Here is an 11,967-nt window from a genome sequence, read left to right on the forward strand (position 1 = left end):
TCGTTTCGGCAGGTCGCACGGCACGTGGAAGGACAGGCATGACGATCAAGGACACCCCGGAGGAGTGGGAGATCCGGGCGACGGCGACCCCCTTCACGGGCAACAAGACCTCCGTCCGCACCGACGACGTGGTCATGCCCGACGGCACCGTGGTCGGCCGTGACTACCAGGTCCACCCCGGCTCCGTGGCCGTCCTCGCCCTCGACGAGGCCGACCGTGTGCTGGTGCTGCGCCAGTACCGTCACCCCGTGCGCCACAAGCTGTGGGAGATCCCGGCCGGGCTGCTCGACGTGCCCGGCGAGAACCCGCTGCACGCGGCGCAGCGCGAGCTGTACGAGGAGGCGCACGTCAAGGCCGAGGACTGGCGGGTGCTGACCGACGTCTACACCACGCCCGGCGGCTGCGACGAGGCCGTCCGGATCTTCCTCGCGCGGGACCTGTCCGAGGCCGAGGGCGAGCGTTTCGCCGTCGAGGAGGAAGAGGCCGACATGGAACTCGACCGGGTGCCGGTCGAGGACCTGGTGCGGGGCGTGCTGGCCGGTGAGCTGCACAACAACTGCCTCGTCGTGGGCGTGCTGTCCCTGGTCGCCGCGCGTTCCGGGGACGGCCTGGACGCCCTGCGCCCGGCCCAGGCGCCGTGGCCGGCTCGCCCGTTCGAGGCGTAGCGCTCCGCGGGGGTGCCGGGACGGGTGGGGGCCGCGGAGGTCGTCGGTCGGGTGCGGCGGCGTCGTGGTTTGTCGCGCAGTTTCCCGCGCCCCTTTCGGGCGCTGCCCCGAAGCTGTCGGTCCTACGATCTGCTGATCCGATCGGGGGATGCGTACGTCGTGCCCGCCCTGCTCCTCCGGGAGCGTTGCAGAGCGTGAACTAGGCTCTGGGGCACGCCCGCACCGGAGTCCCGGCGGGCTTGCGTGTGCGGTGGGACGGGAGTGTGGCCCGTGACGGATCAGGTCGTGGAGACAGGCGACGTGCGGCCGGCCGGGCCCGCTGCCGGGGCGAGCGAGTTCCTCGGCCGCACACGGGAGTTGAAGGAACTGCGCGCCGACATCGAGCGCGCCGGACTGGACACCCTGGCCGGTCGCAAGGCACCCCGCGCGCGCGTGCTGCTCATCGCCGGCCGGCCCGGTTCGGGCCGTACCGCACTCGCCGGGGAACTCGTCCGGCAGGTCGCGGACCGTTACCCCGACGGGGTACTGCGCGTCGGCCTGACCGACCCCGACGGCATCCCCGTCCCCGTCGGACGCGCCGCCCGGGACCTCCTGACCGCGCTGGACGAACAGGCACCGGCCGGGGCCTGTGAGGACGACCTCAGCGACGCTCTGCGCACCGCCCTGGCCGGCCGCCGGGCCCTGCTCCTGCTGGACGACGCGGCCGACGCCGAGCAGGTCGACGCCCTGCTGCCCGATTCCCCGGACTGTCTCGTCGTCGCGGTCTCCGGGGGCCCGCTGACCGGCATCTCCGACGTCCGCCCCTGCACCCTGGGCGGACTGGACGCCAAGTCCGGGGTGGAGCTGCTGACCCGGTTCACCGGCTCGGTCCGCATCACCGTCGATCCCCGGGCCGCCGAGGGCCTCGCCGAGGAGTGCCAGGGGCAGCCCGCCGCGTTGATGCTGGCGGGCGGCTGGCTCGCGGCCCGCCCCAAGGCCGCCGTCTCCGACCTGGCCAAGCAGCTGCGCGCCGACGACTCCGAGGGCACCGCCCTCACCCGGGTCTTCCGGCTCGCCCACGCCGCCCTGCCCCCGGCCGCCGCCCGGATGCTGCGCCTCCTCGCCCTCGCCCCGGCCGGTCTCGTCGACCCGCAGACCGCCTCCGCGCTCGTCGGCTGCTCGGTCGACAGCGCCCGCACCACCCTCGACGACTTCGTCGCCCTGGGCTTTCTGCACGCGGTGGACTCCCCGGTGCCGCAGTACGTGGTGCCCGGCTGTCTGCACCCGCTGCTGCGGATCCTCGCCGAGCACCACGAACGCCCGGCCGATCTCCAGCTGGCCCGCGCCCGCATGCTGGAGCGCACCGTCCGGCTGCTCCAGGCCTGCCGGGCGATCACCGAGACCGACAGCCCGCAGGCCCGCCAGAAGCTCCTCGACATGCCCCGCGCGCTGCGCTTCCCCACTCCGCGGGCGGCCGCCGACTGGCTGCGCCTGACCCGGCCCGCCCTGCTGGCCTCGGCCCGGCTCGCGGTCGCCGACGGGGAGCTGGACACCCTGGCCCGACGGCTGATGTCCCAGCTGGTCCGGACGATGGCGGCGCACATCGGCACCCGGGCCGCCGCGCCCGACCTCTACGACGTCCACGGCATGGTCCTCGACGTAGCCGAGCGCCGGAACCTGCCCCGCGAGCGGGCCGCCGCCCTGCTGAACCTCGGCGACCTGGACGCCCGCACCGGCCGTACCTCCGACGCCCTGGCGCGCTACCGGGCCGCGCTGGACGCCGGGCGCGAGGTGAACGACCCGTACGCGACCGGCCGCGCGATGGAATCCGTAGGCGGCGCGCACCTGGAGCTCGGTGACGTCGACCGGGCCGCCGACTGGTTCGGCCGTGCCCTGGCCGAGCGGCTCGCCCGGGGCGAGCGCGCCGAGGCCGCCCGGCTCTACGGACGCATCGCCGCCGCCCACACGCTCGCGGGCCGCTACGGCGAGGCCCTGCGGAACTGGCGTGCGGCCATCGCCGGTCATCGCAAGAGCGGCGACGCGGCCGCCCAGGCCCGGGCCCTGAGCGAGCTGGCCCGGGTCCAGGAATACACGGGCCGTCCCGAGGAGGCGCTGCGCACCTGCCGGGAGGCCGTGGAGTGGGCGCGGCGCGCCGAGGACCCGCGGCTGCAGGCGGCCCTGCACCTGCGGGTCGCCGAGACCCTCGAACGTCTGGGTGATCCCGCGTCGGCGGGGCTGCACCGGGGCGCCGCCGAGGGGCTTCTCGGCGACTCAAACCTTCAAAATGACCCTGACGCCTGCGAAATCCGTACCGCATCAGCTGAAGATTGATGCAATGAAAGGCTGGACAGCGAGAACACCTTCATTAGACTGGCTCTGCCGCACGTTCTCCTGCGGTCTCTCCCGGTGTGCCCGTGCGTGCCCGGGTATGTCTAAGTAAGACCCCCCATACCCTCTGAGCCAAGGACCGTGATCGACGTGAAGGTCGGCATCCCCCGCGAGGTCAAGAACAACGAGTTCCGGGTGGCCATCACCCCCGCCGGTGTGCACGAGCTGGTGCGCCACGGCCACCAGGTCGTCATCGAGCGCGACGCCGGCGTCGGCTCCTCGATCGCGAACGAGGAGTACGTCGCCGCGGGTGCGCAGATCCTGGGCACCGCCGACGAGGTGTGGGCCGCCGCCGACCTGCTCCTGAAGGTCAAGGAGCCCATCGCCGAGGAGTACCACCGCCTCCGCAAGGACCAGACGCTCTTCACCTACCTGCACCTGGCCGCCTCCAAGGAGTGCACGGACGCCCTCCTGGAGTCCGGCACCACGGCCATCGCCTACGAGACCGTCGAGCTGCCGAGCCGCGCACTGCCTCTGCTCGCCCCGATGTCCGAGGTCGCGGGCCGGCTGGCCCCGCAGGTCGGCGCCTACCACCTGATGCGTGCCAACGGCGGCCGCGGCGTGCTGCCCGGCGGTGTCCCGGGTGTGCTGGCCGGCCGCGCCGTCGTGATCGGCGGCGGCGTCTCCGGCTGGAACGCCGCGCAGATCGCCATCGGCATGGGCTTCCACGTGACCCTGCTCGACAAGGACATCAACAAGCTCCGCGAGGCCGACAAGGTCTTCGGTACGAAGATCCAGACCGTCGTCTCGAACGCCTTCGAGCTGGAGAAGGCCTGCCTGGAGGCGGACCTCGTCATCGGCGCGGTGCTGATCCCCGGCGCCAAGGCCCCGAAGCTGGTCACCAACGAGCTCGTCTCGCGCATGAAGCCCGGAAGTGTCCTTGTCGACATCGCGATCGACCAGGGCGGCTGCTTCGAGGACTCCCGCCCGACCACCCACGCCGAGCCGGCCTTCCGGGTCCACAACTCGGTCTTCTACTGCGTCGCCAACATGCCCGGCGCCGTGCCGAACACCTCCACCTACGCGCTGACCAACGCCACGCTGCCGTACATCGTCGAGCTGGCCGACCACGGCTGGGCCGAGGCGCTGCGCCGCGACCCCGCGCTGGCCAAGGGTCTCAACACCCATGACGGCAAGGTCGTTTACCGCGAGGTCGCCGAGGCGCACGGCGTGGAGCACGTGGAGCTGTCCTCGCTGCTCGGCTGACCCGCCCACCGATGCCCGGCAGCCGCCAAGTCGGCTAACCCACCGACCGGTAAAGGCGATACGTCAACACACGTCGTCAACGCCGCGCACCCGGCCGGACCTTGCCCGACAAGGTCCGGCCGGATGTGTGTATGGTCACTTCGCGATTCTCGGGCAACTCGCCTCGAACGTAACCCTTCAACCGATTCGCACACCGGTGAAACCTGCCGTGCGACGGCCGTACGCCCTTGACAGCGGGATGTTTCATTGCCGACACATCGGGCCGGGTCCGGCGGATTGTGTTGCTGCGGACGCCCGACACGCCATAGAGTCGCCAGCTGTCGGCATGGTGCCACGCTGACCTGTCTAGAAGTTTCCTGGTCACCAAGGAGGTAAGACGACTTGTGAATGAGTCGACATTTACTCCCGGGGGTGGCCAACCAGGAATGCCTGCACGGGACCAGGAGCCCGCGGGATTCGCGGCTGTCGGCTCCGTCGCTGTGCGCACCTTCGCAGCCCACCAGAGTCAGCAGGCGACTCACACAGCACACCAGAAGATGGATGGCCATCACGTGAACGCCATGGCCGGCGACGGAAGTGGCGCGCCCCACAACCACTTCGCCGACTACGACGAACTGCCCGAGGGGCACTTCTACGACCCCGACGCGGAGTACGAGCCGGACCCCGAGTACGCGGCCACTCTCGCGCCCGACGCGGCCAGACAGCGCCGGGAGCGTGTCGGACCGACCGGGCGACCGCTGCCGTATTTCCCGATCCCGGGCCCGCTGCCCGAGCACGGTCCCGCGAAGATCATCGCGATGTGCAACCAGAAGGGCGGCGTCGGCAAGACCACGTCGACCATCAATCTGGGTGCCGCGCTCGCGGAGTACGGACGCCGGGTCCTGCTCGTGGACTTCGACCCGCAGGGCGCGCTGTCGGTCGGACTCGGTGTCAACCCGATGGAACTCGACCTCACCGTCTACAACCTGCTCATGGAGCGGGGGATGGCGGCCGACGAGGTGCTGCTGAAGACGGCGGTCCCCAACATGGACCTGCTGCCCAGCAACATCGACCTGTCGGCGGCCGAGGTCCAGCTCGTCTCCGAGGTCGCCCGCGAATCGACGCTGCAGCGCGCCCTGAAGCCGCTGCTGCCCGACTACGACTTCATCGTCATCGACTGCCAGCCCTCGCTCGGCCTGCTCACGGTGAACGCCCTGACGGCCGCGCACAAGGTGATAGTGCCGCTGGAGTGCGAGTTCTTCGCACTGCGCGGTGTGGCCCTGCTGACGGAGACCATCGAGAAGGTCCAGGAGCGGCTCAACCCGGAGCTGGAGCTCGACGGCATCCTCGCCACCATGTACGACTCGCGCACGGTGCACAGCCGTGAGGTGCTCGCGCGGGTGGTCGAGGCCTTCGACGACCACGTCTACCACACGGTCATCGGGCGCACCGTCCGCTTCCCGGAGACCACGGTCGCCGGTGAGCCGATCACCACGTACGCCTCCAACTCCGTCGGTGCCGCCGCCTACCGCCAGCTCGCCAGGGAGGTGCTCGCCCGGTGTCACGCCGAGTGAGTCTGCCGGGGGCCGACGAACTCTTCCGTACGACAGGGGGGATGGCGCTTCAGTCGTCCCAGCCCAGGCGTCAGGCCAACGGCGACGCCCGGGTGCCCGCCCCGGCGGGGGAGGGCGACGCGGCCGCCGCCGCGGAGGACGCGCCGCAGGCGGTGCCCGCGCAGGGCGGTGACGGCGAGGGTCCGGAGCATGTCGCGGCGGACGCGGAGCCGGCCGAGGCCGGGGAGGGCCACAGTCGTTCAGCGGCCGCCGAGCGCTCCGGCGCCGCCCGCAGGCAGGCGGCGCAGGAAGGTTCTGCCGCCGGTGCGGCAGCGGCCGCGCCCCGCAAGCGCGGGCGGAACCCCTCGCGCCGCCCCAGTGGCCGTGAGCGGCACGACGAGAAGATCACGGTGTACGTGTCGGCCGAGGAGCTCATGGACCTCGAGCACGCCCGTCTCGTCCTGCGCGGCGAGCACGGTCTGGCCGTGGACCGCGGCCGCATCGTCCGCGAGGCGGTCGCGGTGGTCCTCGCCGACCTGGAGTCCCGCGGAGACGCCAGCATCCTCGTACGACGACTGCGAGGGCGGTAGCGGTAGCCTGCGGGGGCCATGACCTCGAACGCTTCCCCACCTCCCCCCGGCGGCCGGCCCGGCCGCCGGCGTGCGCTGGGAAGGGGGCCGGAGGCTCCGCCGGCTGAGCCGCGAGAGGCCGATCCGCAGGAGGCCGGACCCTCCGCTCTGCCGGTCGAGCGGGCAGGGACCGAGGCGGCCGGGACCCCCGGGCCCTCGACGGATGGGCGCGGGGCAGCTCCGCCGGTCGAGCAGCGGGCGCAGACGGCCCCCTACGGAGCGCCGTCTGCGAGCGCGGCGGTCGCGCACGCGGGGTCGACCGTCCCGGAGGTCGAACCGAGCCTCCCGCCCCACAGCGCCGGGCCTGCGGCTTCGTCGGCCGGATCCCTGAAAGCCGCGGCCCCCGGGCCGGTGGCAACAGCCGGGGCCATGGCGCCGCCCGCGGAGGCGGCCGGGCCGGGTGCGCCGCCGGCGGACGTGGCCGAGCCCCGCGCGCGGCCTGCGGGCGCGGGCGGGCCGGCGTTCGTGGGTGAATCGGGAGGGACTGCCGCCGAGACGCCGTCTGCGGACGCGACCGTGTCCGAGGGGCCTTTCGCGCCCGCCCCGGACCTCCCGCCCCCGGCCGGTGACACCGACGTGGCGGCGGACGACGGGGTCTTCAAGGTCCGGCTCGCCAACTTCGAGGGGCCCTTCGATCTGCTGTTGCAGTTGATCTCGCGGCACAAGCTGGACGTCACCGAGGTCGCGCTGTCGAAGGTGACCGACGAGTTCATGGCGTACATCCGGGCGATGGGGCCGGACTGGGACCTGGACGAGACGACCGAGTTCCTGGTCGTCGCCGCCACCCTGCTCGACCTGAAGGCCGCGCGGCTGCTGCCCGCCGCCGAAGTGGAGGACGAGGGCGATCTCGCCCTGCTCGAAGCGCGGGACCTGCTCTTCGCCCGGCTGCTGCAGTACCGCGCCTACAAGCAGATCGCCGACATCTTCAGCGGGCGGCTCGACGACGAGGCCCGGCGCTACCCCCGGACCGTCGGACTCGAAGCGCACCACGCCGAACTGCTGCCCGACGTCGTCATCAGCATCGGGGCGGAAGGATTCGCCAAGCTCGCCGTCAAGGCGATGCAGCCCAGACCCAAACCGCAGGTCTACGTCGACCACATCCACGCCCCCCTGGTCAGCGTGCAGGAGCAGGCGCAGATCGTCGTGACCCGGCTCAGGGAGCTCGGCGAGGCCGTCTTCCGGGATCTCGTCGCGGACACCGACGACACCCTGACCGTCGTGGCGAGGTTCCTCGCCCTGCTGGAGCTCTACCGCGAGAAGGCCGTGGCCCTGGAGCAGGAGACCGCGCTCGGGGACCTGCTCGTGCGGTGGACCGGCGGCGACGGGGACGAGACGCCGACCGTCACCGACGAGTTCGACCGGCCGCCCGAGCCACCGAAGGAGGAGAAGAAGGCGTGAGCGAGCGAACGACCGACCTGCCGGCCGGACCGCGCACCGTCGCCGACCTCGATCTGAAGCCGGCGCTGGAGGCCGTCCTCATGGTCGTGGACGAGCCCGTGACCGAGGAGCACCTCGCGAAGATACTGGAGCGGCCGAGGCGCCAGATCGCGGACGCACTGCGCGAGCTGGCCGACGAGTACACCGTCCAGGGCCGCGGTTTCGAGCTGCGGTACGTCGCGAACGGCTGGCGCTTCTACACCCGGGCCGCCTTCGCGCCGGCCGTGGAGCGCTTCGTCCTGGACGGCCAGCAGGCCCGCCTCACCCAGGCCGCCCTGGAGACCCTGGCCGTCGTCGCCTACCGCCAGCCGGTCAGCCGCAGCAGGGTCTCGGCGGTACGCGGAGTGAACTGCGACGGCGTCATGCGCACCCTCCTCCAGCGCGGACTGATAGAGGAGGCGGGCACGGAACCCGAAACAGGTGCGATCCTGTACAGGACGACGAACTACTTCCTGGAGCGGATGGGCCTGCGCGGTCTGGACGAGCTCCCGGAGCTCGCGCCCTTCCTCCCGGAGGCGGAGGCGATCGAGGCCGAGACCCAGGAAGGCGTACCGTCGTTCGACCCGGACGCGCCTGACGACGACGTGCCGGGCAGCCGCCCGGCCACCCCGGGTACCGACGACGAAGACGACCAGACGGAACTTTGATGCGAAGCAGCAGCGGCAGGAACAGCAGCGGAAACAACGGCGGGAGCCGTGGTGGCAACAGCGGCGGCCGCGGCGGGAGTGGTGGTGGTCGCGGCAACTTCCGCGGCGCCGGCAACAACCGCGACGACAAGCAGGGCAGCGGCCGTCCGAAGAAGCCGCGCCCGGAGGAGCGGCGCTACGACGTGGGCCCCGGGGCGACGAAGGACGGCCCCAAGGCCGGACGTGGCGGTGCCGCGCGCGGCGGCGCCAAGGGCGGCCCCAAGCAGCCCCAGAGGCAGGGACGTACGGCCCCGGCCCGCCCGCGTGAGTACGAGGCGCAGGTCGAGGAGCGCAACCGCGACCGGTACGCCGGGAAGAAGGAGGTCAAGCTCCCGAAGACCTTCCCCGGCGCCGAGCAGGAGGGCGAGCGGCTGCAGAAGGTCCTCGCCCGCGCGGGCTTCGGCTCCCGGCGCTCCTGCGAGGAGCTGATCGAGCAGGCCCGGGTCGAGATCAACGGCGAGATCGTCCTGGAGCAGGGGCGGCGCGTCGACCCGGAGAAGGACGAGATCAAGGTCGACGGCCTGACCGTCGCCACACAGAGCTACCAGTTCTTCTCGCTCAACAAGCCCGCCGGGGTCGTGTCCACGATGGAGGACCCGGAGGGCCGGCAGTGCCTCGGTGACTACGTCACCAACCGCGAGACGCGGCTCTTCCACGTCGGCCGGCTCGACACCGAGACCGAGGGCGTCATCCTGCTCACCAACCACGGTGAGCTCGCCCACCGGCTGACCCACCCGAAGTACGGCGTGAAGAAGACCTACCTCGCGCACATCGTCGGGCCCATCCCGCGTGACCTGGGCAAGCAGCTCAAGGACGGCATCCAGCTGGAGGACGGCTACGCCCGCGCGGATCACTTCCGGGTCGTCCAGCAGACCGGCAAGAACTACCTCGTCGAGGTCACCCTCCACGAGGGCCGCAAGCACATCGTGCGCCGGATGCTCGCGGAGGCCGGCTTCCCGGTCGACAAGCTGGTCCGGGTCTCCTTCGGGCCGATCACCCTGGGCGACCAGAAGTCGGGCTGGCTGCGGCGGCTGTCCAACACGGAGGTCGGCATGCTGATGCAGGAGGTCGACCTCTAGACCTTGTGAGTGACCGGCACCCCCTTTTATAGTCGTGCTGACTATTAAAGGGGGTGCTGCTGCGTGGACGGCTACGACAAGTACGCCCACGAGCCCTTCGCCGTCACCGTCGACCTCGCGGTGTTCACCCTCCGGGAGGGCACGCTGCACGTGCTGCTCGTCGAGCGCGGACAGGAGCCGTACGCCGGGCGCTGGGCCCTGCCCGGCGGGTTCGTGCAGCCGGACGAGTCCGCGGAGACGGCCGCCCGGCGTGAACTCTCCGAGGAGACCGGCCTGTCCGACGTCTCCGGGCTGCATCTGGAGCAGCTGCGGACCTACAGCGAGCCTGGGCGCGACCCCCGCATGCGGGTCGTGTCGGTCGCCTTCGCCGCGCTGCTGCCCGACGCGCCCGAGGCGCACGGCGGCAGCGACGCCGCGCAGGCCCGCTGGGTGCCGTACGGGACGGCCGGGCCGCTCGCCTTCGACCACGACCGCATCCTGGCCGACGCACACGACCGCGTCGGCGCCAAGTTCGAGTACACCTGCCTCGCCACCGCCTTCTGCCCGCCCGAATTCACCCTGGGCGAGCTCCAGCAGGTCTACGAGACCGTGTGGGGCACGGCGCTCGACCGGCCCAACTTCCGGCGCAAGGTGCTCGCCACACCCGGCTTCGTCGAAGCCGTCCCGGGCGCCGCGCGACTCACCGGCGGCCGTGGCAAGCCCGCCGCGCTGTACCGCGCCGGAACCGCCATCGCCCTCCATCCACCCCTCCTCCGGCCCACCCGGGAAGGACGCCCCGCATGACCACGCTCGTCCACAAGCAGGCCGCCACCGGAGCGCTCACGGGTCTCGCGCTCGGGGACGCGCTGGGCTTTCCGACCGAGTTCAACGACGTCCCGTCGATCCTCGCCAAGTGCGGGCCGTGGCGGCGGATGGAGCTGCCGAAGCGCGCCTTCGTCTCGGACGACACCCAGATGACGCTGGCGCTGGGCCGGGCGGTGCGGACGGCGATGGACCGGGGGCTGCTCACCCCGCTGCGGCTGGCCCGGCCCCTGCGGGAGGAGTTCGTGGACTGGTACCAGTCCCCTGAGAACAACCGGGCTCCCGGTCGCACGTGTATGAAGGCCTGCTACCTGTTGAAGGACGAATCCCGCCCCTGGCAGGACGCCGGCCAGATCGAATCCAAGGGCTGTGGTGCCAACATGCGCGTCGCGCCCCTGGGGCTGGTCCCCGGCCTCAGTGACGAACAGCGCGCGGGCGCCGCCCAGTTGCAGTCCGCCCTCACCCACGGGCACCCCACCGCGCTCGCCGCGTCCGACCTCACCGCACACGCCGTACGCCTGCTCGCGCAGGGCGCCGAGCCGACCGGGCTGATCGGCCTGCTCCGCTCCTACGCCCTGGAGAACCGCAGTCACTACCACGAGCGCTGGCTCGGTGACCTGTGGCGGCGGGCCGGGGACCCGAGCCCCGGGCAGTTCATCGCCCGCGGCTGGGACGAGTGCCTGGAGGCCCTCGAACGGCTCCGACACGCCGTGCGCACCGTCTCGCCGGAGACCGACCCGTGTCTGGCCACCGGCGAGGGCTGGATCGCCGAGGAGGCCCTGGCGACCGGGCTGTTGTGCTTCCTGCTCTTCGTCGACGAGCCGGTGACCGCCCTGCGCCGCGCCGCCTGCACCGCCGGCGACTCGGACTCGATCGCCTGCCTGACGGGCGCCTTCGCGGGCGCGTACCTGGGCACGGAGGCCTGGCCCACCGAGTGGGCCGACCGCGTCGAGTACCGGAGCGACCTGCTCACCCTCGGGGCGCTCTGGGACGCGTGACGGCCCGGTGCCGGGCGAGCCTCAGGCCAGGCGGATCGAGTTCCCCTCCACGGTGATCTGCTCGGCGGGCAGCGGCTGGGTCGCCGGGCCGTGGGTCACCGCGCCGTCGGCGATCTTGAACTTGCTGCCGTGGCAGGGGCAGTTGATCGTGCCGTCGGATACGGACCCCACCGTGCAGCGCTGGTGGGTGCAGATCGCCGAGAAGGCTTTGAACCGGCCCTGCTCCGGCTGGGTCACCACGACCTTCTCGTCCGCGAAGATCTTTCCGCCGCCGACCGGGATCTCGTCGATGTTGGCCAGGACCTGCCCGGCGGGGGCGTCCGTCGTGTCCTGGCCGGTGGGGGAGCCCGTCGACGCGGAACCGCTGTCGTCGCCGCCCCCGCCGCAGGCCGCGACGAGTGCCGCCGCACCCGTGGCGCCGGTCGCGAGGAGAACCGTGCGGCGCGTGGTCTCGTAGCTCATGTCGTCACTCCGAACGTGCCAAGGGGATAAAACGGAATATGCCTTATCTAGGCACCGAACTTACCCAAAGGCGACGTTCCTGGCGTCTCACCGGGCGGGCGCCGC

11 protein-coding genes are annotated in these 11,967 nt (G+C 72.0%); 10 read left to right on the forward strand and 1 reads right to left on the reverse strand.

The annotated features are described in order from the left end of the window. The first annotated feature begins 38 nt into the window (after positions 1 to 38). The 10 genes from ABTX60_RS37935 to ABTX60_RS37980 all read left to right on the forward strand — a co-directional run bounded on the left by ABTX60_RS37935 (position 39) and on the right by ABTX60_RS37980 (position 11,400). Positions 39 to 665, forward strand: coding sequence for an NUDIX domain-containing protein (locus tag ABTX60_RS37935; RefSeq protein WP_352101481.1), 627 nt, complete (start codon positions 39 to 41; stop codon positions 663 to 665). Positions 666 to 935: 270 nt separating this feature from the next. Beyond that, complete coding sequence (locus tag ABTX60_RS37940; protein WP_352101482.1) at positions 936 to 2,975, forward strand: tetratricopeptide repeat protein; 2,040 nt, start codon at positions 936 to 938, stop codon at positions 2,973 to 2,975. A gap of 138 nt (positions 2,976 to 3,113) precedes the next feature. Next, complete coding sequence (gene ald / locus ABTX60_RS37945; RefSeq protein WP_352101483.1) at positions 3,114 to 4,238, forward strand: alanine dehydrogenase; 1,125 nt, start codon at positions 3,114 to 3,116, stop codon at positions 4,236 to 4,238. A gap of 425 nt (positions 4,239 to 4,663) precedes the next feature. After that, positions 4,664 to 5,791, forward strand: coding sequence for a ParA family protein (locus tag ABTX60_RS37950; protein WP_078625596.1), 1,128 nt, complete (start codon positions 4,664 to 4,666; stop codon positions 5,789 to 5,791). Then, positions 5,776 to 6,360 carry a hypothetical protein gene (locus tag ABTX60_RS37955; protein ID WP_352101484.1) on the forward strand — a complete coding sequence of 195 codons (585 nt, stop codon included), beginning with the start codon at positions 5,776 to 5,778 and terminating at the stop codon, positions 6,358 to 6,360. Before ABTX60_RS37950 ends, ABTX60_RS37955 begins: the two co-directional genes overlap by 16 nt. A 408-nt stretch (positions 6,361 to 6,768) precedes the next feature. Next, positions 6,769 to 7,797, forward strand: a complete 1,029-nt coding sequence (locus ABTX60_RS37960; RefSeq protein WP_352101485.1) for a segregation and condensation protein A — start codon at positions 6,769 to 6,771, stop codon at positions 7,795 to 7,797. Next, the gene (scpB, locus tag ABTX60_RS37965; RefSeq protein ID WP_352101486.1) at positions 7,794 to 8,483 is read left to right on the forward strand and encodes an SMC-Scp complex subunit ScpB; all 690 of its coding nucleotides are present in this window, start codon (positions 7,794 to 7,796) and stop codon (positions 8,481 to 8,483) included. Before ABTX60_RS37960 ends, scpB begins: the two co-directional genes overlap by 4 nt. Then, on the forward strand, positions 8,483 to 9,601 hold the full coding sequence (locus tag ABTX60_RS37970; protein ID WP_352101487.1) for a pseudouridine synthase: 1,119 nt from the start codon (positions 8,483 to 8,485) through the stop codon (positions 9,599 to 9,601). Before scpB ends, ABTX60_RS37970 begins: the two co-directional genes overlap by 1 nt. Before the next feature lie 63 nt (positions 9,602 to 9,664). Then, positions 9,665 to 10,384, forward strand: coding sequence for an NUDIX hydrolase (locus ABTX60_RS37975; RefSeq protein WP_352101488.1), 720 nt, complete (start codon positions 9,665 to 9,667; stop codon positions 10,382 to 10,384). Beyond that, positions 10,381 to 11,400: an ADP-ribosylglycohydrolase family protein gene (locus ABTX60_RS37980; RefSeq protein ID WP_352101489.1), complete on the forward strand. Its 1,020-nt coding sequence runs from the start codon at positions 10,381 to 10,383 to the stop codon at positions 11,398 to 11,400. Before ABTX60_RS37975 ends, ABTX60_RS37980 begins: the two co-directional genes overlap by 4 nt. A 21-nt stretch (positions 11,401 to 11,421) precedes the next feature. Here ABTX60_RS37980 and ABTX60_RS37985 read toward each other — a convergent pair whose 3' ends face one another. Then, on the reverse strand, positions 11,422 to 11,862 hold the full coding sequence (locus tag ABTX60_RS37985) for a Rieske (2Fe-2S) protein (RefSeq protein WP_352101490.1): 441 nt from the start codon (positions 11,860 to 11,862) through the stop codon (positions 11,422 to 11,424). Positions 11,863 to 11,967: the final 105 nt, after the last annotated feature.

It is taken from the genome of Streptomyces sp. NPDC126510 (assembly GCF_040302345.1).
Classification (GTDB): Bacteria; Actinomycetota; Actinomycetes; order Streptomycetales; family Streptomycetaceae; genus Streptomyces.

Coding starts and splice junctions, on each gene's coding strand:
- ABTX60_RS37970 (WP_352101487.1), top strand. CDS start 8,483: ATGCGAAGCAGCAGCGGCAGGAACAGCAGCGGAAACAACGGCGGGAGC.
- ABTX60_RS37960 (WP_352101485.1), top strand. CDS start 6,769: ATGGCGCCGCCCGCGGAGGCGGCCGGGCCGGGTGCGCCGCCGGCGGAC.
- ABTX60_RS37980 (WP_352101489.1), top strand. CDS start 10,381: ATGACCACGCTCGTCCACAAGCAGGCCGCCACCGGAGCGCTCACGGGT.
- ABTX60_RS37985 (WP_352101490.1), bottom strand. CDS start 11,862: ATGAGCTACGAGACCACGCGCCGCACGGTTCTCCTCGCGACCGGCGCC.
- ABTX60_RS37935 (WP_352101481.1), top strand. CDS start 39: ATGACGATCAAGGACACCCCGGAGGAGTGGGAGATCCGGGCGACGGCG.
- ABTX60_RS37950 (WP_078625596.1), top strand. CDS start 4,664: ATGCCTGCACGGGACCAGGAGCCCGCGGGATTCGCGGCTGTCGGCTCC.